The sequence below is a fragment of the Variovorax cryoconiti genome, from assembly GCF_051216395.1.
In the GTDB taxonomy this organism is placed as follows: Bacteria; Pseudomonadota; Gammaproteobacteria; order Burkholderiales; family Burkholderiaceae_C; genus Variovorax.
Genome location: NZ_JBPJZI010000011.1, coordinates 105,869 through 128,967, shown reverse-complemented (window position 1 = coordinate 128,967; position 23,099 = coordinate 105,869). Strand labels below are relative to the sequence as shown.

General features: G+C 66.5%; 26 protein-coding genes. 20 read left to right on the top strand and 6 right to left on the bottom strand.

The annotated features are described in order from the left end of the window. Positions 1-75 precede the first annotated feature (75 nt). The 7 genes from ACSFA2_RS22385 to ACSFA2_RS22355 are packed head-to-tail and all read left to right on the top strand — an operon-like array spanning position 76 to position 6,427. A complete protein-coding gene (locus ACSFA2_RS22385) occupies positions 76-1,032 on the top strand; it encodes a sulfonate ABC transporter substrate-binding protein (RefSeq protein WP_435457525.1) in 957 nt (318 codons plus the stop codon). 12 nt (positions 1,033-1,044) lie between these two features. Then, complete coding sequence (ssuD, locus tag ACSFA2_RS22380; protein WP_435457524.1) at positions 1,045-2,214, top strand: FMNH2-dependent alkanesulfonate monooxygenase; 1,170 nt, start codon at positions 1,045-1,047, stop codon at positions 2,212-2,214. Positions 2,215-2,221: 7 nt separating this feature from the next. Continuing rightward, on the top strand, positions 2,222-3,055 hold the full coding sequence (gene ssuC, locus ACSFA2_RS22375; protein WP_435457523.1) for an aliphatic sulfonate ABC transporter permease SsuC: 834 nt from the start codon (positions 2,222-2,224) through the stop codon (positions 3,053-3,055). A gap of 20 nt (positions 3,056-3,075) precedes the next feature. Then, positions 3,076-4,041 (top strand): aliphatic sulfonate ABC transporter substrate-binding protein, encoded by a 966-nt coding sequence (locus tag ACSFA2_RS22370; protein WP_435457522.1) that lies wholly within the window; start codon positions 3,076-3,078, stop codon positions 4,039-4,041. Continuing rightward, positions 4,038-4,862 (top strand): ATP-binding cassette domain-containing protein, encoded by an 825-nt coding sequence (locus ACSFA2_RS22365; RefSeq protein WP_435457521.1) that lies wholly within the window; start codon positions 4,038-4,040, stop codon positions 4,860-4,862. The genes ACSFA2_RS22370 and ACSFA2_RS22365 overlap by 4 nt, the downstream gene beginning before the upstream one ends. A 21-nt stretch (positions 4,863-4,883) precedes the next feature. Then, positions 4,884-6,167, top strand: a complete 1,284-nt coding sequence (locus tag ACSFA2_RS22360) for an O-acetylhomoserine aminocarboxypropyltransferase/cysteine synthase family protein (RefSeq protein ID WP_435457520.1) — start codon at positions 4,884-4,886, stop codon at positions 6,165-6,167. A 44-nt stretch (positions 6,168-6,211) separates the two neighbouring features. Further along, positions 6,212-6,427: a TOBE domain-containing protein gene (locus tag ACSFA2_RS22355; protein ID WP_183026473.1), complete on the top strand. Its 216-nt coding sequence runs from the start codon at positions 6,212-6,214 to the stop codon at positions 6,425-6,427. A 42-nt stretch (positions 6,428-6,469) separates the two neighbouring features. Here the strand turns inward: ACSFA2_RS22355 and ACSFA2_RS22350 are convergent, their stop codons facing one another. Both ACSFA2_RS22350 and ACSFA2_RS22345 read right to left on the bottom strand, forming a co-directional pair. After that, on the bottom strand, positions 6,470-7,159 hold the full coding sequence (locus ACSFA2_RS22350) for an integron integrase (protein WP_435457559.1): 690 nt from the start codon (positions 7,157-7,159) through the stop codon (positions 6,470-6,472). 3 nt (positions 7,160-7,162) lie between these two features. Further along, complete coding sequence (locus ACSFA2_RS22345; RefSeq protein ID WP_435457519.1) at positions 7,163-7,513, bottom strand: phage integrase N-terminal SAM-like domain-containing protein; 351 nt, start codon at positions 7,511-7,513, stop codon at positions 7,163-7,165. Positions 7,514-7,632: 119 nt separating this feature from the next. Between ACSFA2_RS22345 and ACSFA2_RS22340 the strand changes: the two genes are divergently transcribed. From ACSFA2_RS22340 to ACSFA2_RS22320, 5 genes are all read left to right on the top strand, one after another. Continuing rightward, positions 7,633-8,091 carry a DUF5076 domain-containing protein gene (locus ACSFA2_RS22340; protein WP_435457518.1) on the top strand — a complete coding sequence of 153 codons (459 nt, stop codon included), beginning with the start codon at positions 7,633-7,635 and terminating at the stop codon, positions 8,089-8,091. A gap of 99 nt (positions 8,092-8,190) precedes the next feature. Beyond that, positions 8,191-8,670 carry a hypothetical protein gene (locus tag ACSFA2_RS22335; RefSeq protein WP_435457517.1) on the top strand — a complete coding sequence of 160 codons (480 nt, stop codon included), beginning with the start codon at positions 8,191-8,193 and terminating at the stop codon, positions 8,668-8,670. A gap of 53 nt (positions 8,671-8,723) precedes the next feature. Continuing rightward, positions 8,724-9,257, top strand: coding sequence for a hypothetical protein (locus ACSFA2_RS22330; RefSeq protein ID WP_435457516.1), 534 nt, complete (start codon positions 8,724-8,726; stop codon positions 9,255-9,257). Between the two features lie 81 nt (positions 9,258-9,338). Further along, the gene (locus ACSFA2_RS22325; protein WP_435457515.1) at positions 9,339-9,776 is read left to right on the top strand and encodes an SMI1/KNR4 family protein; all 438 of its coding nucleotides are present in this window, start codon (positions 9,339-9,341) and stop codon (positions 9,774-9,776) included. A gap of 142 nt (positions 9,777-9,918) precedes the next feature. After that, a complete protein-coding gene (locus ACSFA2_RS22320; RefSeq protein WP_435457514.1) occupies positions 9,919-10,293 on the top strand; it encodes a nuclear transport factor 2 family protein in 375 nt (124 codons plus the stop codon). Between the two features lie 97 nt (positions 10,294-10,390). Here the strand turns inward: ACSFA2_RS22320 and ACSFA2_RS22315 are convergent, their stop codons facing one another. From ACSFA2_RS22315 to ACSFA2_RS22305, 3 genes are read right to left on the bottom strand one after another with little or no spacing between them, the layout of a single operon-like run. After that, positions 10,391-10,933: a cysteine hydrolase family protein gene (locus ACSFA2_RS22315; protein ID WP_435457513.1), complete on the bottom strand. Its 543-nt coding sequence runs from the start codon at positions 10,931-10,933 to the stop codon at positions 10,391-10,393. Positions 10,934-10,958: 25 nt separating this feature from the next. Beyond that, complete coding sequence (locus tag ACSFA2_RS22310) at positions 10,959-11,660, bottom strand: VOC family protein (RefSeq protein WP_435457512.1); 702 nt, start codon at positions 11,658-11,660, stop codon at positions 10,959-10,961. A gap of 45 nt (positions 11,661-11,705) precedes the next feature. Then, positions 11,706-13,049, bottom strand: a complete 1,344-nt coding sequence (locus ACSFA2_RS22305) for an MFS transporter (RefSeq protein ID WP_435457511.1) — start codon at positions 13,047-13,049, stop codon at positions 11,706-11,708. Between the two features lie 160 nt (positions 13,050-13,209). On the opposite strand from ACSFA2_RS22305, the gene ACSFA2_RS22300 reads away from it, so the two are divergent. The 3 genes from ACSFA2_RS22300 to ACSFA2_RS22290 all read left to right on the top strand — a co-directional run bounded on the left by ACSFA2_RS22300 (position 13,210) and on the right by ACSFA2_RS22290 (position 17,363). After that, entirely contained in the window at positions 13,210-14,193 is a 984-nt protein-coding gene (locus ACSFA2_RS22300; RefSeq protein WP_435457510.1) for a LysR family transcriptional regulator, read from the top strand. Positions 14,194-14,302: 109 nt separating this feature from the next. Beyond that, positions 14,303-16,030 (top strand): ABC transporter permease, encoded by a 1,728-nt coding sequence (locus ACSFA2_RS22295; protein ID WP_435457509.1) that lies wholly within the window; start codon positions 14,303-14,305, stop codon positions 16,028-16,030. A 10-nt stretch (positions 16,031-16,040) separates the two neighbouring features. Further along, entirely contained in the window at positions 16,041-17,363 is a 1,323-nt protein-coding gene (locus ACSFA2_RS22290; RefSeq protein ID WP_435457508.1) for an ABC transporter ATP-binding protein, read from the top strand. Positions 17,364-17,367: 4 nt separating this feature from the next. Here ACSFA2_RS22290 and ACSFA2_RS22285 read toward each other — a convergent pair whose 3' ends face one another. Further along, positions 17,368-18,840, bottom strand: a complete 1,473-nt coding sequence (locus ACSFA2_RS22285) for an alpha/beta hydrolase family protein (RefSeq protein WP_435457507.1) — start codon at positions 18,838-18,840, stop codon at positions 17,368-17,370. A 156-nt stretch (positions 18,841-18,996) separates the two neighbouring features. Between ACSFA2_RS22285 and ACSFA2_RS22280 the strand changes: the two genes are divergently transcribed. The 5 genes from ACSFA2_RS22280 to ACSFA2_RS22260 all read left to right on the top strand — a co-directional run bounded on the left by ACSFA2_RS22280 (position 18,997) and on the right by ACSFA2_RS22260 (position 23,023). Then, positions 18,997-19,620: a DUF4124 domain-containing protein gene (locus tag ACSFA2_RS22280; protein ID WP_435457506.1), complete on the top strand. Its 624-nt coding sequence runs from the start codon at positions 18,997-18,999 to the stop codon at positions 19,618-19,620. A 143-nt stretch (positions 19,621-19,763) separates the two neighbouring features. Continuing rightward, positions 19,764-20,798, top strand: coding sequence for an exostosin domain-containing protein (locus tag ACSFA2_RS22275; protein WP_435457505.1), 1,035 nt, complete (start codon positions 19,764-19,766; stop codon positions 20,796-20,798). Between the two features lie 75 nt (positions 20,799-20,873). Continuing rightward, complete coding sequence (epsC, locus tag ACSFA2_RS22270) at positions 20,874-21,779, top strand: serine O-acetyltransferase EpsC (RefSeq protein WP_435457504.1); 906 nt, start codon at positions 20,874-20,876, stop codon at positions 21,777-21,779. A 106-nt stretch (positions 21,780-21,885) separates the two neighbouring features. Then, the gene (locus tag ACSFA2_RS22265; protein WP_435457503.1) at positions 21,886-22,428 is read left to right on the top strand and encodes a DsbA family protein; all 543 of its coding nucleotides are present in this window, start codon (positions 21,886-21,888) and stop codon (positions 22,426-22,428) included. 40 nt (positions 22,429-22,468) lie between these two features. After that, entirely contained in the window at positions 22,469-23,023 is a 555-nt protein-coding gene (locus tag ACSFA2_RS22260) for an NADPH-dependent FMN reductase (protein ID WP_435457502.1), read from the top strand. The last annotated feature ends 76 nt before the right edge of the window (positions 23,024-23,099 follow it).

Genomic DNA, 23,099 nt, shown 5'->3' with positions numbered 1-23,099 from the left:
TCTCCCTTTTCACCGTTCCTTCGCAAACGCCGCTGCACGCGGCGCGGGACAACGCACGCCGAAAGAAGCCAAACCATGACCCGTCTCGCCATTCCCCGCCGTCGTCTGATTCAGGGCGCTGCCGCCGCGGTGCTACTGCCGTCGCTCGGCGCCTTCGCACAAGCCCCGGCGCGCACGCTGCGCATCGGCAACCAGAAAGGCATCCTCAGCGTGCTCAAGGGCCGCGGCACGCTGGAGAAGCAGCTTGCGCCACTGAACGTGTCGGTGAAGTGGACCGAGTTCACCGCCGGCCCGGTGCAGCTCGAGGCGCTCAACGTCGGCTCGATCGACTTCGGCGACGTGGGAGAAGCGCCACCGATCTTCGCGCAGGCCGCCGGTGCGCCGCTGGCCTATGTCGCGGCGACGGTGCCGCGCCCGGCGGTCGAAGCCGTGATCGTGCCCAGGGGCTCCGCCATCCGCACGGTGGCCGACCTCAAGGGCAAGAAGATCGCGCTCAACAAGGGCAGCAACGTCCACTACTTCATCGTCAAGCTGGCCGAGAAGCACGGCCTGGCCTACGCCGACCTGAACCTGGTCTACCTGCCGCCGGCCGACGCCCGCGCCGCCTTCGAGAAGGGCTCGGTCGATGCGTGGGTCATCTGGGACCCGTTCCTCGCCGCCGCGCAGACCACGCTCGACGCACGTCTGCTGGCCGACGCGACGGGCGTGGTGGGCAACCGCGCGTACTACTTCTCGTCGCTCGACTACGTCGCGAAAAACGCCGACGTGCTGAAGATCGTCGTCGAGGAAATCAACCGCATCGATCAATGGGCCGAGGCCAACCAGAGCGCCTACGCCACTGAACTGGCCACGCTGCTCGGCCTGCCGAAGCCGGCGCTCGACCTCTTTGTCGGCCGCAACCGCTACGGCACCACGCCGATCACCAGGGCCATCCTGGCCGAGCAGCAGCAGATCGCCGACACCTTCTTCGCGCTGAAGCTGATCCCCAAAAAGATCAACGTGCTCGAAGCCGCCGCGGCCGGCATTGCCTGACAAGGACGCGCCATGCAAGTCTTCTGGTTCCTCCCCACGCACGGCGACAGCCGCTACCTCGGCACGACCGAAGGCGCGCGCACGGTCGACCTGCCGTACCTGCAGCAGATCGCCGGCGCGGCCGACCGGCTCGGCTACGAAGGCGTGCTGATCCCGACTGGCCGGTCGTGCGAAGACCCGTGGGTCATCGCGTCGAGCCTGATCGGCGCGACCCGCCAGCTCAAGTTCCTCGTTGCGGTGCGCCCGGGCCTGCACCAGCCGAGTCTGGCTGCGCGCATGGCGGCGACTTTCGACCGGCTCTCGGGCGGACGCGTGCTGGTGAACCTGGTGACGGGCGGCGACCAGGCCGAACTGGAGGGCGATGGCGTCTTTCTCGACCATGCGGCGCGCTACGAGCAGTCGGCCGAGTTCATCCGCATCTGGCGCGAGATCATCGCGCGCAGCCACGACGGCCGCAGCTTCGACTACGACGGCAAGCACCTGAGCGTGAAGGGCGCGAAGCTGCTGTTCCCGCCGACCCAGAAGCCGTATCCGCCTGTGTGGTTCGGCGGCTCGTCCGAAGCGGCGCACGAGCTGGCGGCCGAGCAGGTCGACACCTACCTCACCTGGGGCGAGCCGCCCGCCGAAGTGGCCAAGAAGATCGCCGACGTGAAGGCGCGCGCTGCGCGCAAGGGCCGAACCGTGAAGTTCGGCATCCGCCTGCACGTCATCGTGCGCGAGACGGAAGACGCGGCGTGGAAGGCGGCCGAGGAATTGATCAGCCGCGTCGACGACCAGACCGTGATCCGCGCGCAGGCCGCCTTCTCGAAGATGGATTCGGTCGGCCAACGGCGGATGGCTGCGCTGCATGCCGGCGGTGCCAAGCGCAAGCGCGAGGACCTGGAGATCAGCCCGAACCTGTGGGCCGGCGTCGGCCTGGTGCGCGGCGGCGCGGGCACCGCGTTGGTCGGCGATGCGAAGACGGTGGCGGCGCGCATCGAGGAATACGCCGCGCTCGGCATCGACAACTTCATCTTCTCGGGCTACCCGCACCTCGAGGAGTCGTACCGCTTCGCCGAACTTGTCTTTCCGCTTCTGCCGCGGAAGCACCGCCCCGGGCTGCCGGGCCAGACGCTGACCGGGCCCTTCGGCGAGGTCGTCGCGAACCTCGACGCGCCGTCGCGCCTTCTTTCCCAGAGTTGAGAACCTCATGACCGAACAAGTGCAACCCTTGCCGGCGACGAACGCGCCGTCCTTCGCGGGCCTCAAGAGCTTCGGCGCCAACGTCGCCGGGCGGCTGGTGCCGTGGATCGTGCCCGTGACGCTCATCGTCGTCTGGCAGGTCGCGTCGTCGCTCGGCTGGCTGTCGACGCGCGTGCTGCCGGCGCCGCTCGACGTGGTCAAGGCCGCGTGGACGCTGACCGCCTCGGGCGAACTCTGGACCCACGTGAAGGTGAGCGCGGGCAGGGCGCTGGCGGGCCTCGCGATCGGCGGCGGGCTCGGCTTGGCGCTCGGCCTGCTGACCGGCTCGGTGAAGTTCTTCGAGACGCTGCTCGACTCCACCATCCAGATGGTGCGCAACATCCCGGCGCTGGCGCTCATCCCGCTGGTGATCCTGTGGTTCGGCATCGACGAGACGGCCAAGCTCTTCCTCATCAGCGTGTCGGTGTTCTTTCCGATCTACCTCAACACCTTCCACGGCATCCGCAACGTCGACCCGCAGCTCATCGAGATGGGGCGCACCTACGGGCTCAGCCGCTGGCAGCTGTACCGCGAGGTGATCCTGCCGGGCGCACTGTCGTCGATCCTGGTCGGCCTGCGCTTCTCGCTGGGCCTGATGTGGGTGATCCTGATCGTGGCCGAAACCATCTCGGCGCAGGCCGGTATCGGCTACCTCACGATGAACGCCCGCGAGTTCCTGCAGACCGACATCGTGCTGGTCGGCATCCTGCTGTACGCGCTGCTCGGCAAGCTGGCCGACCTGTTCGCGCGCGGCCTGGAGCGCTGGTGGCTGCGCTGGCACCCCGGCTACCAATCCAAGTGATGCCTCGAAAGACACTTCCCATGACCTCATCGCTTTCATTGACACGCCGCGGTGCGCTCGGCACGCTGGCCGCGCTCGGTGCGGCCTTCGCCTTCGCGCAGGGCACGTCGACCGTGCGCATCGGCTACCAGAAGTCGTCGACGCTCATCGTCGTGCTCAAGACGCAGGGCACGCTCGAGAAGCAACTGGCGCCGCTGGGCGTCAAGCCGACCTGGCACGAATTCACCAGCGGCCTGCCACTGCTGGAGGCGCTCAACCTCGACAACCTCGACTTCAGCGCCGACGTGGCCGACACCGTGCCGGTGTTCGCGCAGGCGGCCGGCGCGCAGCTCACCTTCGTCGCGCAGGAGGCGCCGTCGCCCGCGGCCCAGGCCATCCTGGTGCGCGAAGACTCGCCCATCAAGACGCTGGCCGACCTCAAGGGCAAGAAGATCGGCTTCGCCAAGGCCGCCGGCGCGCACTACCTGCTGATCGCCGCGCTCGACAAGGCCGGGCTGTCGTTCAAGGACATCGAGCCGGCCTACCTCACGCCGGCCGATGGCCGCGCGGCTTTCGAGAAAGGCGCGATCGACGCCTGGGTGGTGTGGGACCCGTTCCTCGCCGCCGCGCAGCGCCAGGCCAAGGTGCGCGTGCTGGCCGACGGCACGGGCATCGCGTCGTACCAGCGCTACTACCTCGCGAGCACCAAGTTCGCGACGGCGCGCGCCGACGTGCTGGGCGTGATCTACGCCGAGCTCGCCAAAGCCGGGCAGTGGGTCAAGGCGAACCCGAAGGATGCAGCGGCCTTGCTTGCGCCCGTGTGGGGCATCGACGCCGCCACGGTCGAGCAGGCCAACAGCCGCCGCAGCTATGCGGTGCGGCCAGCGGTGCCGCAAGGCCTGGCCGAGCAGCAGAAGATCGCCGACGCCTTCTTCGCCGAGAAGCTGCTGCCCAGGAAGATCGATGCGCTCGCGTCGCCGCTCTTCAAACCGGGAGCAGGCGCATGAGCGCCGTGCTGGAAGGCCCGGTCATTGCGGGCGGCGTGAAGCTCGAAATCCGCAATGTGCACAAGCGCTACGGCGCGCGCGAGGTGCTGCGCAACACGCAGCTCACGATCGAGCCCGGCCAATTCATTGCCATCGTCGGGCGCAGCGGCTGCGGCAAGAGCACGCTGCTGCGGCTGGTCGCCGGCCTGGAGCCCGCCACCGACGGCACGCTGGTGACCGACGGCCGCGCCATCGACGGCCTGCACGACGACACGCGGATCATGTTCCAGGAGGCGCGCCTGCTGCCGTGGCGCCGCGTGCTGGACAACGTCACGCTCGGCCTGCCGTCGCACCTGCGTGCGCGGGGCCGCGAGGTGCTGGCCCAGGTCGGTCTGGCCGATCGCGAGAACGAATGGCCGGCGCGCCTGTCGGGCGGCCAGCGTCAGCGCGTGGCGCTGGCCCGAGCTCTCGTGCACCACCCGCGGCTGCTGCTGCTCGACGAGCCGCTGGGTGCGCTCGACGCGCTCACGCGCATCGAGATGCACCGCCTCATCGAAAGCCTGTGGCAGACGCATCGCTTCACCGCGCTGCTGGTCACGCACGACGTGCAGGAAGCCGTGGCGCTGGCCGACCGCGTGATCCTGATCGAGGACGGCCGCATCGCGCTCGACGAGAACATCGCCCTCGCTCGGCCGCGTTCGCAGGGCGACCCGGCCTTCGCCGCGATCGAGAAACGCATCCTCGACCGCGTGCTGCAGAAGCCGGCCGCCGACGACGCACAACCCGCCAACGACACGCGCTGGGCCGACGGTCCGGCCCACGTGCTGCGCTGGGCGGTCTGACCCCTTTCACCAGGAGCCACCATGTCCAAGGAACACTGGAAATTCGAGACGCTGTCGGTGCACGCCGGCTATTCGCCCGAGCCGACGACGCGCGCCGTGGCGCCACCGATCTACCAGACGGTGGCCTATGCCTTCGACAGCGCCCAGCACGGCGCCGACCTGTTCGACCTGAAGGTGCCAGGCAACATCTACACGCGCATCAACAACCCGACGCAGGACGTGCTCGAGCAGCGCGTGGCGGCACTGGAAGGCGGCATTGCCGCGCTGGCGCTGGCGTCGGGGCAGGCGGCGGTGACCTATGCCATCCAGACCATTGCGGAGGCGGGTGACAACATCATCAGCAGCACCGCGCTCTACGGCGGCACCTACAACCTGTTCGCGCACACGCTGCCGCAGTTCGGCATCACGACGCGCTTTGCGGACCATCGCGACCCGAAGAGCTTCGACGAACTGTTCGACGAGAAGACCAAGGCGGTGTTCGTCGAATCGCTCGGCAACCCCGCCGGCAACGTGACCGACATCGCGGCCATCGCCGAGATCGCGCACCGCCATGGCGTGCCGCTAATCGTCGACAACACCGTGCCGTCGCCGTACCTGAGCCGGCCCATCGAGCACGGTGCCGACATCGTGGTGCATTCGCTCACGAAGTACCTCGGCGGCCACGGCACCAGCATCGGCGGCGCCATCGTCGATTCGGGCAAGTTCCCGTGGGCGAAGCACAAGGAGCGCTTCAAGCGGCTGAATGAGCCCGACCCGAGCTACCACGGCGTGGTCTACACCGAAGCGCTCGGCGCGGCGGCATACATCGGCCGCGCGCGCGTGGTGCCATTGCGCAACACCGGTGCCGCCATCTCGCCCTTCAACGCCTTCCTGATCCTGCAGGGCATCGAGACGCTGGCGCTGCGCATGGACCGCATCAGCAGCAACGCGCTGGCCGTCGCGCAGCATCTCAAGCAGAGCCCGGCCGTGAAGTGGGTCAACTACTCGGCGCTCGAGGACCACCCCGACCATGCGCTCGCGCAGAAGTATTTCGGCGGCCGGTCGAGCGGCGTGCTGACCTTCGGCATCGGCTCCGGCCGCGAGGGCGGGGCGAGATTCCTCGACGCGCTGCAGCTCTTCACCCGGCTCGTGAACATCGGCGACGTGCGTTCGCTCGCCACCCATCCCGCATCGACCACGCACCGCCAGCTGTCGCCCGCCGAACTGGCGCGGGCCGGCGTCACCGAAGACACGGTGCGCCTGTCCGTCGGCATCGAACACATCGACGACCTGCTCGCCGACCTCGACCAGGCGCTGGCGGCCTGAGCCGTTCCTTCAATCAAATTTTTCATCCAACCGAAAGAAGCACCATGTCCATCCAAGCCATCAACGTCCGCAACCAGTTCAAGGGCAAGGTCAAGGAAATCATTCGCGGCGATGTCGTCTCCGAAGTCGACGTCGAGACGCCCTGGGGCATCGTGACCTCCGTCATCACCACTCGCTCGGTCGACGAGCTGCAGCTCAAGCCCGGCTCTGATGTGGTGGCACTGGTGAAGTCGACGGAGGTGTCGATCGCGAAGCTTTGAGTCGCATGCGCGGGCGGCTGGGGCCCGTGTTGTGGCGTAAGGTTAGCCGGCCATCGCATCCAGCGGGCTGCGCACCGCACCGCCGCCGACCTTGAGCACATGCGTGTAGATCATGGTGGTCGACACATCCGCATGGCCCAGCAGATCCTGCACGGTGCGGATGTCGTAGCCCGCTTGCAGCAGGTGCGTGGCGAAGGCATGGCGCAACGTATGCGGCGTCGCCGGCTTGGCGATGCCAGCAGCCGCTACCGCGCGCTTGAAGGCACGCTGGAAGGTTTGGTCGTATAGGTGGTGCCGGCGCACCACGCCGCTGCGCGGGTCGACCGAGTGCTCCGCCTGCGGAAACACCCAGAACCACGGCCACGCGCTGCCGGCTCGCGGGTACTTGCGCTCCAGCGCATGCGGCAGTTCCACGCCGCCCTTGTCCGCCGCCTGGTCTGCCGCCCACATGGCATGCGCCTTGGCCAGTTGCTCCTTGAGCGGTGGCTCGAGGCTCTGCGGCAGCATCAGCACGCGGTCCTTGCCGCCCTTGCCCTCGCGGACGATGACGGCTCGGTGCGCGAAGTCGATGTCCTTGACGCGCGACTGCAAGCCCTCCGAGATGCGCATGCCGGTGCCATAGAGCAACTGCGCGAACAGCCGGTGCTCGCCGTCGAGCGCCCGAAAGACCGGCGCCAGCTCTTCCTTTGTCAGCACCACCGGCAAGCGGCGCTGCACCCGCGGCTTGCCGATCTGCTAAAGCCAGGGCAGGCGGTGCTGCAGCACCTTGGCATAGAGGAACACCAGTGCCGACAGCGCCTGCCGGTGCGTCGAGACCGACACCTTGCGCTCCGCGGCGAGCCAGCCGAGGAATGCTTCCACTTCGGCGCCACCCATTTCCGCCGGGTGCCGAATGCCGTGAAAGCGGACGAAGGCACGCACCCAGTGAACGTAGGCCTCCTCAGTGCGGCGGCTGTAGTGCAGGAGCAGGATGCGCTCGCGCACCTGATCAAGCAGGCGGGGTGATTGCAGCGGCGGCAGCGCCTGCGTCGCGGGCTGCTCCGGCCGCCATGCCGCACGGCGCGGGGAATACATCACGTTCGTCACACATCCTCCTTGCGACCCTCTCCTCCATGACTTGCCACGCGACCGTTCGCAAGGCAAATTCAAGTCAACAAGGGGGTGCCGCTTTTGTCGGCAGATTAGTGCTGTATGAATAAACAGTCATGATGGCGAAACGCCAGATTCCATGCGGGTTTCGACGGGTCCAGGGGCTCGGTGTTATGGAGACGCCGGGCGGTGTTATGCAGCAAGCCTGTCTCCCTATAACCAAGTTCAACAACAAGAAGACCCGTGGTAGCCACCGCAGCCCTATGAGGACACTCGTAATTCCACCGGCCGCGCAACGAGACGAGAACTCGGTACATATGCTTAGCGCGTGGATCGCGGAGCAAGGGCTCCACTGCACGCTGAATATTGGCTTCTTCGAAGCTGCGGGGCACACTGAGGCCAAGGCTTGGGGAATTCTGCTGGCCGATCTCGTGCGGCACATTGGCAAGGCGGTTGCGGAAGAGCGCGGAACACCAGCGAACGAAACAGTAGCGGCGGTTATTGCCTCTATGCAATCGGAGCTGGACTTGCCCACTTCGGACGCCGTCGGCGAGTTCCATGTGGGTCATGGTTAATCCTGCGCTTCCGTCGCCGCGAGCTTTGCGGTTGAACCTGTCATTCGAGCGGACCGCCTTCGGCGCCCGCTCACTTTCACGTTAGCGGTGCCTATGACCATGCAAGCTGCTGAGCAACTACGGGCACTACTCATTGGTAAGTTCTACGCGAGCTTCAGTGTCGCGACCGCCTTTGGCTTCAGCTTCGACGGGTTTGAGCTTGCCGCACAGGACGTGCTGTGCGCTGACGAGGACCTCATCAACAACTCTTTCGTCAACTCCTACGCTCCGGCGGCGCAAACGGGTGTCCCCGAATTTATTGGCAAGAGTGCCATCTTGGCTGCTTGTCTCGGTGCAACGATTTCCGACGTGCAGGTGTCTCCAGACGCCTCCATCATTCTTTGGTTCGCCAACGGAGTTCAACTCACGTTTCCAACGAACACCCCCATTGTTGATTGGCATTGGGCAATCACCCAAGATGGTCGTGATCCCTACACGGGTTGCATCATTGCGTGCTTTGCACCTGGTGAGATCCAAGGCAGCACCTCTAACAAATCATTCGAGGCGGACGGCTTCGCCGCCGCTCAATTCCAGCGTTAGCGGCACTTAAAGTGGAATCGCATTAGGCACCTCTCTTTGAAACAGGACAAATAATGAAAACAAACACTTACAGTAGCGGCGACCAATCAGAAGGCTTATCCCCTGATGAAATAAAAACTGAAGTCACCCCAAGCAAATGCTCATCCATACTTGGTGAAATCGGCGGGGCACTGTTGTCTCTTCCACCTAACACGGCATCCGAATCACAGACATGGGGCTATATTAAAGACCCATATGACCTACTTGGTTCGGATGGCAAGCCTCGATTTCGAATGGAGCAAATTCGATTTACGATTGTCAGGGCCAAATTGGAGAATGGGGGGGTAAGGTGCTACATGACCATATCCTGGCTCGTATCTTCATTTGGATGGACAACGCAATACGGAAACACTCCTGGAATCAATTTCGATGTAAATGTCAAAAATGAAGCTGGAGGGGTTTTAGTTCCATGGAGGTTCTCTACGCATTTCACTTGCGGATTAAACAAATCATCCGTGGTATTTCTTAAGGATTTTGACCCACAGGTTTACGACATAATTGATGGCGCTCCTATGATTGTAAATGGGTTCAGAATGTACGGATGTTGAGATGCCGCTAACAAGTCAATGCAGCCGACCCCGTACCGGGGCGGCTGATTTCCAACGTTAGGGTCCGGAAAACACCTGCCCATGGACGACACATTGATGCACCGTATGCAGCGCTTTTTAGCGAAGCATGAGACGCTAAGAGGGAAGCCAGCCCTCGAGGAAGAAATCCGAGACGCAGAGAGAAGGCTTGGTCTCAAGTTGCATAATGACTACAAAGACTTCATAAGCCGTTTCGGCGGTGCATACGCGGGAATAGCCATCCATGCCTTCTCTAATGGAAGTTCCATTGGCAAGGAAACAGTGGTCGAATTAACGCTGGACGCCCGAGAAGGTTTTGCCGGCGATGAGAGGGCTGTTGAGTTAAACGGCAGCTATGTATTCGCAATGACAGCCACTGGCGACCCAATCATCCTCAACTTTTCTGGCGAAGTTGTTGTCCTCTACCACGACAGTGATGGACGAGAAGTCCTCGCCGCTTCCTTCGAGAAATTGCTTCAAGAAATTTTTGCAGAGTGGTAGCTATTCCTTCGCTGCAACTTGCTCAAAGGGCCGAGCATCGGCCGGCCCTAACCCCTTCATCGAGCGGACGTCTTCCAGCAAGCTTCGCTTGCTTCCAGCCGCCGCTCATGTCGAACGTTTGGCCGCACAAAACGAACTGTCCATGGACCACCTCCTTCAAGAACTCCAAGCGCTCGAAGTCGAACTCCACCACCCTGGCGTTCGGTGCAGTCGTGAACGACTGGAGCAATTGCTGCACCCAGAATTCCATGAGGTCGGCCGCTCTGGCCGCGCATACAGCCGCGAAACCGTCGTCAACTTCTTGGCTGCACAGGAATCGCAGCCTGTAGTCGCGTCGGGAGCGTTCTCAGTCTCTGAACTCGGTCCCGGGGTTGCCCTCCTCAGCTATCGTTCGGCGCACGTTGACCAGGGCAAGTCCCTGGTGAACCACACGCTCCGTTCGTCCGTCTGGCTTCAGACAAACGCGGGTTGGCAACTGCGCTATCACCAGGGCACCGCAGCCGCAGAATCGTGGTGAGCATCATCGTCACACTCCGCGACTGCCCCTTGGCTCGAACGTAAGGTGCTCCATGCAGCCCCCGCGTTCCTTGAGCGCGCGGGGTGGGGACGGCAGGTCAGCCCCCGTCGAAGCGCAGGTCGGCCGCATTCACCAGTCGCACGCGCGGGCCAAAGCTCTCGATGTTGCTCAACGTGATGTTGTGGTGCGCGATGACTTGCGGTGCCGACAGCGCCGCATTGCCGGCCGAGGTGTGCGCGTCTTCCACCAGTGTCACCGGATAGCCCAGCGCGAGGGCGCGGCGCGTCGTCGTGTCGACGCAGAACTCCGAGTGCATGCCGCAGATCACCAGCTCGGTGATGCCGTGCTGCTGCAGCACCTCTTGCAGTGTCGTGCGGTGAAAGGAGTCTGCGGCGGTCTTGCGCACGCGCAGGTCGGTCGGCAGCGCTTCGAGGCCATGTGCCAGCTGCCAGGCGGCGCTGCCGTGTTCGAGATAGCCGTTGCCCGATTCGTGCTGGATGAAGATCACAGGGCGGCTCGCGGCGCGGGCCTTGGTTGTCACCTGGTTGATGCGATCGATGGTCTGCGCTGACTCGAAGGCGGCGCCGTCGCCCTCGCACAGGCCTTGCTGGACATCGATGACGAGGACGGCGGTGTTCATGCCGCCGAGTATCGCAAAGCCCGCGTCAGTCGATGAGCACCGGCGGACGGCGGATCTCGACCGTGCCGCGGTCGGTGTCGACGCCCATGCCGTAGAGGCCGGGGCTGCCGCCGTTGTAGCGCACGTCGAAGGGGAAGTCGGCGGGTGTGCCGACATCCCCCAGCCACGCCGCCAGGTCCGACCGGCTGCCGCCGATCTCGATCCAGGCCAAGCCCTTCGGCGTCACGCTGCCCGAGCCGGGAACGACGGGCAGGCTGGCCGCATGCACGCCGCCGCCCGGCTTGAAGTACATGTTCGGCATCCCGGTCGGCCAGGTCGTGGTGGCGCTGGGCGCCTGCAGGGCGAAGCCGCGCGAGCCGTCCATCATCTGGCGGCCGAGTTCGCGGCCGGTGGTGTTCGGGTCGACGGTGGTGCGGTGATGTGCGGCGAAGGTCTCCAGCTCTTCGAGCGTGTCGCAACGCAGGCACCAGCCGACGAAGCGGTCGCCGTCGCGCGTCTGGCGTTCCATGAAGACGGCGAGCGGCTGGCCCTGGCGCACCGGGCGCTGGTCGACCAGGCCTTCGACCTCGATGTAGATGTCGGGCGCGAGCGGCACCACGCGGTGGCCCAGGCCGTAGTGCGGGAAGAAGCCGCCGTCGTAGTTGCCGAGGCCAGTCTCCTGGCTCAGGCGGAAGGTGGACTCGTAGACGTTGGGTCCGGCCATGCAGACGTGATCGAAGTGAATCATTTGAATCGCTTGGGTGTTGGAGGGAGAGAGGAGGGTGGCCGTCGCTCAGTGCGCGACGGCGTTGTGCGTGGCCGGCGCTTCATCGGGGCGCCGAAGCAACTGCTTCTGCTGCATCAGGCGACTCGCGAGGAACACGAAGACAGCGCCGCACAGCGCGGCACCCGCGAGGAACATCAGGCCGGCGTCGTAGGAGCCGGTGCGGTCCTTCAGCAGGCCGATGAGGTAAGGGCTGAACATCGAGCCGACGATGCCGAAGCAGTTGACGTAGGCGAAGACGACCGCGGCGGTCTTGCCGCGCACACCGATGCCGGTGAGCTGCCAGATGCAAATCGGGCCGCTCACCAGGCCGGCCGTCAGCAACGCCAGGCCGGCGATGGACGCGTACAGGCTGTGCACCGACAGCAGGATGCCGATGCCCACCGCGGCGGTGACGAAGGAGGCGATGGCGTGCCACACGCGTTCCTGGGTCTTGTCCGAGTGCGCCACCCAGAACCAGTACATGACCATGCCGAAGATGCTCGGAATGGCTGAGAGCAGGCCGACCTGGATGGTCGAGAGCGTGGTGCCGAAGAGGCGGCCGAATTCCTGCACGATCTGCGGCGTGAAGATGAGGCTGGCGTAGAAGCCCATCTGCGCCGTGGCGTAGGCGAGCGACAGCAGGATCAGGTGCGGCTGCGTCAGCGTGCGGCGCAGGGGCGGTTCGGCACCGGCGGGCGCGGCGGTGTCGTCGGCGTCGCGCGCCGTGATGATCAGTTGCTGCTCGGTCGGCGAGAGCCAGTCGGCCTCTTCGGGCTTCGAGGTGAAGTAACGGATGGAATAGAAGCCCAGCAGCACCGGCAGCAGGCCTTCGACGAACAGCATGATCCGCCAGCCCGCGAAGCCGAAGAGCCCATCGGCGTACTGCACGATGGCCGCCGACATCGGCGTGCCGACGATCACGGCCCAGGGCAGCACGGCGATGACCAGCATGCGCCCCCGCAGGTTCGGCGGGAACCACAGCGCCAGGCAATAGATGAGCCCCGGAAACAACCCAGCCTCGGCGATGCCCAGCAGCATGCGGATGAGGATGAGCTGCGTGCCGTTCTGGACGAAGGCGGTGCATGCCGAGATGAGGCCCCAGGTGACCATGATGCGGGTGAGCCAGACGCGCGCGCCCACGCGGTGCAGGATGATGTTGCTCGGGATCTCCATCAGCAGGTAACCCACGAAGAAGAGCCCCGCGGCCAGCCCGAAGACCTGCTGCGTGATGCCGAGTTCGGCGTTCATGCGCAGCGCCGCGGTGCCGATGTTGATGCGGTCCAGGTATGCCATGGTGTACATGAGCATCAGGATCGGGATCAGGCGCCGGATCACCTTGCGCTGCGCGGTCTGGAGGGGACTGGATGTCATGGCGGAAAGAGGTTGTTGGCGGTGTCGGCGAACAGGATTTCGACGACTGAAGCGGATGATCGTGACGCCTTGATGGACTGAAAAGGACAATATTTCTCCAGTTCTGTGACCTGTGAGGTCCGAATTCTTAGACTCGCGTATCCCGCCACCAGGAACCCGCATGCACCTGATCGACCTGAGGACGCTCCGTCAATTCGTCAGCGTGGCCGAGCACGAAAGCATTTCCCGCGCCGCCGAGGCGCTGCACATCTCGGCCTCGCCGCTGAGCCGTACCATCCTCCAGCTCGAGGCGCGGGTCGGCTTCGCGCTGTTCGACCGCGTGGGGCGCTCGCTGCGGCTCAACAACGCGGGGCGCGAACTGCTGGTGAACGCGCGCCAGCTCCTGTTGAGCAACGAGACACTGATGCGCGACCTGCAGCGCCGCGCCGATGGCATCGGTGGAACGGTGGTCATCGGCCACATGGCCGGCGCGCTCTACAACGGCATCATTCCCGGCACGGCACGGCGCGTGCAGGCCGAACATCCGTCGATCGCCTTCCAGTTCGATGGCGCGCAGGAGCCGCAGCAGCTCGACGCACTGCGCCGCGGCCGGCTCGACTTCGCCGTGCAGACCCAGGAGGTGCCGGACCCGGCACTGGCGTCGCGGCTCTACAGCACCGAGAGCTATGTGCTGCTCATGCCCAGGCGACACCCGCTGGTGGACGTGCCCGAGATCACGCTGCGGCAGCTCGTGGATGCGGAATGGGTGGTCACCCCCGAGCGCGCCGGGCCGTCGCTGCGCGCCAAGTTCATGGCGGCCTGCCACCGGCGGGGCTTCGAGCCGAAGGTCGCCTGCGTGGCGGGTGACATCGTCTCGGCGCTGGCATTGGTGGCGAGCGAATTCGGTCTGTGTGCAGCCCAGGAAAGCCTGGTGCAGTTCGCTGGCGCCAACATCGTCGCGCGACCGCTGCCGCTGCTCGAAATGCAGACCGAGTACCGCATCGTCTGGCGCCCGGAGGCGGTGTCGCCGGCGGCGCAGCGCTTTCTCGATGCGCTGCCGCAGGTGCCGCACCCGGCACGGCTTCGCCGTGCCGCGGCAAAGAAGCCGGGTCGAGCGGTGCGCGGGCGCCCAGAGGTCGCGCGCGCGCGGACGACCCAACGCTGAGCGGCGCTCAGGCCTGCATCGGCGCGAAGTCAGGTTCGCCAAAGCGTGCAGGGACACAATGCGACCCCTTCGCGCGCCGGCTCGCCGCCTTTCCCACCCGCTTTCTCCCATGCTCGACAGACGCTATTTCCCACGACAGGTGGTCGCATCGGGCGGCAATCGCTGGGACTGGGCGCTGCTGCCGCTGGTGCTGGCGCTGCTGTTCGCCATGGCCTATGGCGGCTCGCAGATGGCGCGGCCGTATCAGCTGGGCCAGTCGATGCCGATCAGCCTCGACCCGTGGGTGCTGCCGTACTACCTGCTGCGCACGACGCTGCGCATGTTCCTCGCGCTGGCCGCATCGCTCGTGTTCGCGTGCGTGTTCGCGGCGATCGCGGCCAAGTACCGTGCGGCCGAGCGGGTGATGGTGCCGATGCTCGACATCCTGCAGTCGATCCCGATCCTGGGCTTTCTGTCGATCACGGTCACGGGCTTCATCGCGCTGTTCCCGGGCAACCTGCTCGGCGTGGAATGCGCGGCCATCTTCGCCATCTTCACCTCGCAGGCCTGGAACATGGCCTTCAGCCTGTACCAGTCGCTGCGCACGGTGCCCACCGAGTTGCGGGAGGCGGCGGAGGTGTTCCAGCTCTCGGGCTGGCAGCGTTTCTGGCGGCTGGAGCTGCCGTTCGCGATGCCGGGGCTGCTGTGGAACATGATGATGTCGATGTCCGGCGGCTGGTTCTTCGTGGTCGCCTCGGAGGCGATCTCGGTGTCGAACCAGAGCATCAAGCTGCCGGGCGTGGGCTCTTACATCGCGATGGCGATCGAGGCGCGCGACCTGCACGCCATCGGCTGGGCCATCGGCGGCATGCTGGTAGGCATCGTGCTGTACGACCAGCTCTTCTTCCGCCCGCTGATCGCCTGGGCCGACAAGTTCCGCTTCGAAGAAGGCAGCGGCGACGAGGCACCGCGCTCGTGGCTGCTGACCTGGCTGCGCCGCACAGATCGGCTGCAGCGCGTCGGCCTCGTCTTCACGCGCCTCATCGACGGTTCGGTGTTGCTGTTTCGGCGCGACCACGACGGCACCTCGATCAAGGCGCGGCCCCGGCCGCCCAATACGATGGCCGTGCGCGTGTGGGACGCCACGCTGGCCGCATCCGTGCTGCTGGCGATCGTCTGGCTCGGGCGCTTCATCCACACCGAAGTCGGTTGGTCCGAGGTCGCGCATGTGTTCGTGCTGGGCTTCTACACGATGGTGCGCGTGCTGGTGCTGATCGCGCTGGCCGCGCTGGTGTGGGTGCCGGTGGGCGTGTGGATTGGCATGAACCCGCGCTGGGCCGGGCGACTGCAGGGCGTGGCCCAGTTCCTGGCTGCCTTCCCGGCGAACCTGATGTTCCCGGTGGCGGTGCTCTTCATCGTGCGCTGGCACCTCAACCCCAACGTGTGGCTCTCGCCGCTGATGGTGCTGGGCACGCAGTGGTACCTGCTGTTCAACGTGATCGCCGGCGCGTCCAGCGTGCCGACCGAACTGCGCTACGCGGCGGGCAACCTGGGGCTGGGTGGCTGGCTGAAGTGGAAACGCTACTTGCTGCCGGCGGTGTTCCCGAGCTTCGTGACCGGCGCCATCACGGCCAGTGGCGGTTCGTGGAACGCCAGCATCGTGGCCGAGTACGTCACCTGGGGCGACACCACGTTGCAGGCCGCGGGCCTGGGCAGCTACATCGCCCACATGACCGCCATCGGCGACTTCCCGCGCATCGCGCTGGGCATCGGCGTGATGTGCGTGTTCGTCATGGGCATGAACCATTTCGTCTGGCGCAAGCTCTACGCGCTGGCCGAAGACCGCATGCATTTCTGAAAGCGCCGCCATGACCGAAGCCATCATCGAACTCCAGGGCGTGGGCAAATCCTTTCGCTCGGCCGACGGCGCGGCGCGGTCCGTGCTCGACGGGGTCGACTTCCACCTCGCGCAAGGCGAGATCGTCGCGCTGCTGGGCCAGTCCGGCTCCGGTAAGTCGACCCTGCTGCGCATCCTGGCCGGGCTGATCGGCGTCGATGCCGGCAGCGTGCGCTACCGCGGCCAGCCACTGTACGGCCCTGCGCGCGGCATCGCGATGGTGTTCCAGTCCTTCGCGCTGTTCCCGTGGCTGACGGTGCAGCAGAACGTCGAGCTCGGGCTGGAAGCCCGCGGCGTCGAGCGCGCGGAACGCGCCCGCCGCGCCGCCGCCGCGATCGAGCTCATTGGCCTCGCCGGTTTCGAAGGCGCCTTGCCGCGCGAGCTCTCGGGCGGCATGCGGCAGCGCGTGGGCATCGCGCGTGCGCTGGTGGTCGAGCCCGAGGTGCTGCTGATGGACGAGGCCTTCTCGGCCCTCGACGTGCTCACCGGCGAGCGGCTGCGCGACGATATCCTGCAGCTCTGGGACGGCGGCGCGATGCCGACCCAGGCCATGCTCGTGGTCTCGCACAACATCGAGGAAGCAGTGCTGATGGCCGACCGCGTGCTGATCTTCGCCAGCAACCCGGGCCGCGTGCGTGCGGAGTTGCCGATCACGCTGCCGCGTCCGCGGGACGTCGACAGCCTGGAGGTGCGCGCCTTGATCGACGAGGTCTACAAGCTGATGACGGCCGGCGCGCCGAGCACCGGCCGCGTGCGCGAGGAGGCGGTGCACATGCACCTGAGCGACCGCTTGCCCGACGCCGACGTCGACCGCATGGAAGCGCTGCTCGAGATGCTGGTCGAAGACGGGCGCGACGGCCGTGCCGACCTGCCCCAGCTCGCGGAAGAGGCCGAGCTCCCCGACCACGCGTTGCTGCCGCTGGCCCAGGCGCTGGCCCTGCTGGGCTTCGCCAAGCTGGCCGATGCCGACCTGCACCTCACCGAGCTGGGCCGCTGCTATGTCGAAGGCGCTCACACGCTGCGCCAGCAGCTCTTCGGCCAGCAGCTGCTCGCGCAGGTGCCGCTGGCCGCGCACATCCGCCACAGCCTGGAGCAGGCGCCCTCGGGCGAGCTGCCGCAGGAGCCTTTTCTGCAGCTGTTGCGCGAGCGGCTGGACGCGCCGGTGGCCGAACGCGTGCTGCGCACCGCCATCGAATGGGGCCGCTACGGCGAGGCTTTCGAGTACGACTTTCGCACCGGTCTCATCCACCTGCCGGCGGGCAACGCGGCGGACGCCACGCCGGCGTCGCGCTGAAGCTTCACTGCGCCGGGCAGGTGGCGCCGCTGCTGGCGATCAGTCCGCGCAGTTGCTGTGTGCTGGCCGTGTCTTCCGGTCCGAAGGTGTTGCGGGTGAACGTGCAGCCGTAGCTCGGCTGCGCGACCGTCGTCGGTGTCACCACGTCATCACCGGACGGCTTCACGCCGTCGCGCTCCCACTTGACCATCGCGTCGAAGGCCTCGGTCTGCTCGGCCACGGTGAAGTCGCAGTGCGTGGCGCCGCGGATCGCCCGCTGCACCAGCCACTGGCTGTTGCCCTTGGCGGCCACGCGCTTCTGGTAGATCTGCTCCATGCTGAAGGGCACGTACAGGTCGCCCAGCGTGTGCAGCGTGACGACCGGGATGTGGATGTTGCCGCTCGTCACCGGGATCCAGCGCAGTCCATCGCGCCGCAGACGGTTGGCGTCCGGGTCGGCTGTGAGCTTCTGCGCGGTGGCGCTGAGCGTCGTGGTCGCGGCGGCGTCGTTGTCGATGGTGTACGTGAACCGGTTGGTGTCGATCACCGGCTTGTTCAGGATGCCGTTGACCGTGCCGTCGCCGCCGAACACGCCCCACACCGCCGAGAACGAGCCGCCATACGCCAGACTCAGGTCGAACAGGGGGCGCTCGCCGCCGGTCAGGTTCTTGAGCACCGACTTGTAGCGGTTGCCCAGCGCGGTGGTCGTCACCGGCGCGGTGGGGAACTGGGTGAACAGCGCGGCCGTCACCTGCGCCTGAATCTCGGCCCATTGGGTGAACGGATAGGTCGCCACGCCGGCCAGTGACTGCGCGGTGACCTGGGCGCCGGCGAAGTAGTCGAACAGCTCGGTGTCGCCGAGCACCCCGCACATCGGCACGGCGCCGTTGTAGCGGACCCGGTTGTTCGCGGTGGCATAGGCCTCGTCCTCGATGGCGGCCGCGGTGATGTGGCCGCCCATCGACACGCCGGTGATGTAGATGCGGCTGGGCGGCGTCAGTGGCCGGCCGTTCTCGATTGCGATCCGGGCGAAGGCCAGCGCCAGGGCGTTGGTGTCCTCGACGCCAGCGCGCACGTCGTAGTAGTTCTTGGTGTAGCTCGACGCCGCCCAGGCGTAGCCGTTGTCGATCAGGTAGCGGCGGATCTGCGGGTTGTTGACGATGAGCGTGTTGCCCGTGCCGGCATAGCCGTGCGCGTACATCACCAGCTTGCCGTTCCAGTTCTGAGGCACCTCGATGCGATAGGCCGCGCCGCCCAGCACGCCGGCCCAGCGGCTGGTGGAAGAGGGGGGGACGGTGTCGCCGGCCGCCGCCGCCAGCGCGGGGAAGGTGGTGGCGGTCGGCTCGGCAGGCACATAGGACTTGCGGCTGTCCTGCACGCGTGTCTCTTCGGGCGCGGGCGGCGGGCTGGACCCGCCATCCCCGCCGCCGCCGCAGCCGGCGAGGGCAGCGGTGGCCACGAGGGCGAGCAGGACGGGGCGGGTGCGCAGGGGTTCCATGGTGTCTCCGGGTCGGTAGGGCGTTGGGGGGCGTGAACGGGTTTCGGCACGACCGTGCTTTTGCGCGCCCAGACTAGGCGCGTACGAGCCCGGCGCCCCAAGGGCTTACCCCAAGCCCGTATCGCGTGCGCGACAAGCCGGCGCTACAGTGACGGCATGTCTCGCTTGCGCGCCTTCGCCACCCTGCTCGTTGCTTCGGCTGCGCTGTTCGCCGCCGGGGCCGGCGCGCAGGTGGTCCGTTGCGTCGATGCGGCCGGCAAGGTGCGCTACACCGACAGCGGCTGCGCGAAGGGCGATCGCCAGTCGGAGGTGGTGCTGAGCCCCGAGGCGACCCAGCCCTCGGCGGGGCCGGAGCGGGATCGTCGCCAGGAACAGCTCGACAGCGTGGCGCGCGCCCGGCAGTTGCAGCGCGAATCGGTCGAGACGGTGCAGCGCCAGTCGGCACCGACCGGTGGCAGCGGCCTGGTGGTGATCGACCCGCGTGGCGAGCAGCGTGCGCAGGCCGAGCGCGACCAGGCCGAGCGTCAGCAGCGCGAAGCCCAACTGGCTGCCGACGAAGCCTCGCGCCAGGGTTACGCCGGACCCGGCTATGGCGGCGGCGGCTACCCCCGGCCCGCACCGCCACCGCGCGACATGCGCCCGCGCCTGCGCCAGTGCGACGCCTCGGGCTGCCGCGACAACATGGGCAATCACTACGACCCCAAGGGCAACGTCGACCGCTATGTGCAGCCCGACGGCCGCACCTGCCGTCCGGTCAACACCACCGTGGTCTGCCAGTAGCGAAAGAGACCGGGAAGCGGGCCGATCGCCAGCGAGTCTGGCTAAAATGTTAACGATAGTTAACTTTTTCGGGCACCGCCTCATCCCAGAAGCTCTGGGCCCTTCGCGGCGGACTGGCTTGATCACAACGGTTTGGTGGGATCATGAAAATCAAAGTCCTGACGGCGTATCCGAACGCGATCTGGGGCACGCATGCCGCGGAGTGGCTCTGTAAGGCGGCGGCGCTCGACGTGCACGGCGTGCACACGCTCACCGACGACCCCGAGGCGGCCGACGCCATCCTCTTCATGGAAGGGCACCAGGGGACGGACATGTTCATGGAAGAGGTGCTGTGGCATCCGCTGCGCCGCCGCTACCCCGACAAGACCTTCATCTATCACGACTGGGACTACGCCTTCCCGTTGATGCAGGGCGTCTATCCGTCGATCCGCGCGGTGCACCACAAGCCGGGGGTGTCCGCGGGCGGTGTGTATCTCGCACGCATCGAAGAAAACCATGCCGTCAGCCGCGCACGGCAACTGGACCTGCCGCAGGACCTGCTCTATTCCTTTGTCGGTGCGAACAACTGCGAGGTGCGCGACCGGATCCTGAAGGCCGACGTTCCCGAGACGTATGTGGCCGACACGACCCAACGACATGCCTGGCTCCTGAGCCCGGAAGAGCGGGCGACGTATGAAGGCGAATACGCGAGCGTCTGTGTGCGGAGCCGGTTCATGCTGTCACCGCGCGGCATCGGGCCGAACACCTATCGCCTGTTTGAGGCGATGGAGATGGGCCGCTGCCCGGTGATCCTGTCCGACGACTGGGTTCCGCCGCCCTTCATCCCCTGGGAAAAGTTCAGCGTCCGGGTCAAGGAGAGCCAGGTGGGCGATCTCCCGCGCATCCTGGCGGATGCGCCGCACGTCGCGCTCGGGCGTGCCGCACGCGAGGCCTGGGAACAGCATGTCGACCGGCCGCATGCCTTTCACCACCTTGCTGAAACCTTGCAGCAGATCTTCGAACAGAAGGGCGCGCTGCAAGGCACGCCGCGGCCTTACATGGACCTGCTGTCCTCGGACATGCGCAACCTGTATCTGCGATCCCGGGCCAAGCGGGTGAAGCGGGCGCTGAAGTCGTTGCTGGCGTCGCGGCCCGCGCCCGCCATGCCCGAAGCAGGCGGGCAGGGCGCAAAGCCTTAGCGACCGTCGGCGGCGCTTTTTGCGCTACAACCGCAGGCTGTTCCTCCATCGCGTGCCACGGGCACGGCGCCGGTCATGCATTCCTTCGACGTCGATGACATCGTCCGCGCCCTGCGCGATGCGCGCAACGAATGGCGCGATTCGCAGAAGCGTTCCCGCGAACCCGTGGGGCGCGAATTTCCGTCCCGCGAGGGGCTCGCCGAGATCGTCGAGGCACTCAAGGGTGCGTTGTTCCCGATGCGCCTCGGTCCGCCGGACCTGCGCCATGAGAGCGAAGACTTCTACGTCGGCCACACGCTGGACGCCGCGCTGCTCGGCCTGCTGACGCAGGCCAAGCTCGAACTGCGTTACGTCGGCCGCCAGCAGGCCATCGACGAGGCGGCGATCGACGCGCGCGCCACCGACGCCGTGCGGGCCTTCGGCGCCTCGCTGCCGCGGATCCGCCAGCTGCTCGACAGCGACGTGCTGGCCGCCTACCAGGGCGACCCGGCGGCGCGCAGCGTCGACGAGGTGCTGCTGTGCTACCCCGGCGTGCTCGCGATGATCCACCACCGCCTGGCGCACCGCCTGTACCGGCTCGACCTGCCGCTGCTGGCGCGCATCGTGGCCGAGCTGGCACACGGCCAGACTGGCATCGACATCCACCCGGGCGCGACCATCGGCGCCGGCTTCTTCATGGACCACGGCACCGGCGTGGTGATCGGCGAAACCGCGGTGATCGGCGAGCGCGTGCGGGTGTACCAGGCCGTGACCTTGGGCGCCAAGCGTTTCCCGCTCGGTGCCGACGGCCACCTGCAGAAGGGCCTGCCGCGCCATCCGATCGTGGAAGACGACGTGGTGATCTACGCCGGCGCGACCATCCTGGGCCGCGTCACGCTGGGTGCGGGTGCCACCATCGGCGGCAACGTGTGGATCACCGACGACGTGCCGCCCGGTGCCAGCGTGACGCAGGCCAGCCTGCAGAACAGGCCGTGTCCCTGAGCGCGGGTGGCAGATTTCATCTGTCACACACACGCGTCGGCCCGTATCGCCAGCGACATCGAGGCGCACCATACTTCGGGCGTCGCACCTTAGGAAGGACATCGCCATGAACGCCACCGTGAACCCCCTGCTCGTGCCGGACCCGGCCACCGACCACATCCTTGGACCCGCCGATGCGCGCGTCACGCTCATCGAGTACGGGGACTTCGAATGCCCGTCGTGCGCCCAGGCGGCGCCGGCGGTGAAGATCATGCGGGACCATTTCGGTCGCCAGGTGCGCTTTGTCTTCCGGCACTTCCCGCTGCGCGAGGTGCACCCGCACGCCGAACTCGCGGCGGAGGCTGCGGAAGCGGCCGGCGCGCAGGGCAAGTTCTGGCCTTTCCACGACCTGCTTTTCGCGCACCAGCACAAGCTGGGCGAAGCGCATCTGCGCGACCATGCGCAGCAGATCGGCCTGGACATGGCGCGCTACGAGAACGAGATGCGCGACCACGTCTACCTGCAGCGCGTGCAGGAGCAGATGCAGGTGGCCAACCAGCTGCGCGTGCGCGCCACGCCGAGCTTCTATCTCAATGGCACCTTCGTCGACGTGTCCTTCGGCCTGGCGCACCTGCAGCAGGCCATCGAGCAGGCGCTGGCGCGGGCCTGAGCCTTCTTTCTTTCCCACCTGTCCCTCGTCTGGAGATTTCATGAGCCACTACAAGATCGCCGTCGTCATCGGCAGCCTGCGCAAGGATTCCTTCAACCGCAAGCTCGCGCTCGCGCTGGCCCACCTGGCGCCGTCGGAGTTCACCTTCGAACACGTCGAGATCGGCGACCTGCCGCTCTACAACCAGGACGACGACGGCAACCAGGCACCGGCCGTCAAGCGGCTCAAGTCGGAGATCGCCGCGGCGCAGGGCCTGCTCTTCATCACGCCGGAATACAACCGCTCGTTCCCGGGCGTGCTCAAGAACGCCATCGACCACGCCTCGCGGCCCTATGGCCAGAGTGTGTGGGGCGGCAAGCCGGCGGGCGTGATCGGCGTGTCGGTCGGCGCCATCGGTACGGCGCTGGCGCAGCAGCACCTGCGCAACGTGCTGGCCTACCTGGACGTGCCGACGCTCGGCCAGCCCGAAGCCTTCATTCAGAACAAGGAAGGCCTGTTCGACGACAAGGGCCACGTGTCGGAAGCCAGCCGGCAGTTCCTGCAGGGCTGGATGGACAAGTACGTGGCCTGGGTGAAGACGCACAACGCGGCCTGACGGTCGGTTGACGTCGGGAGCCGGCTGACACGCGCAAGGGCCCGATCACGACATGTCGAGCCGTCGGTCGACGCGA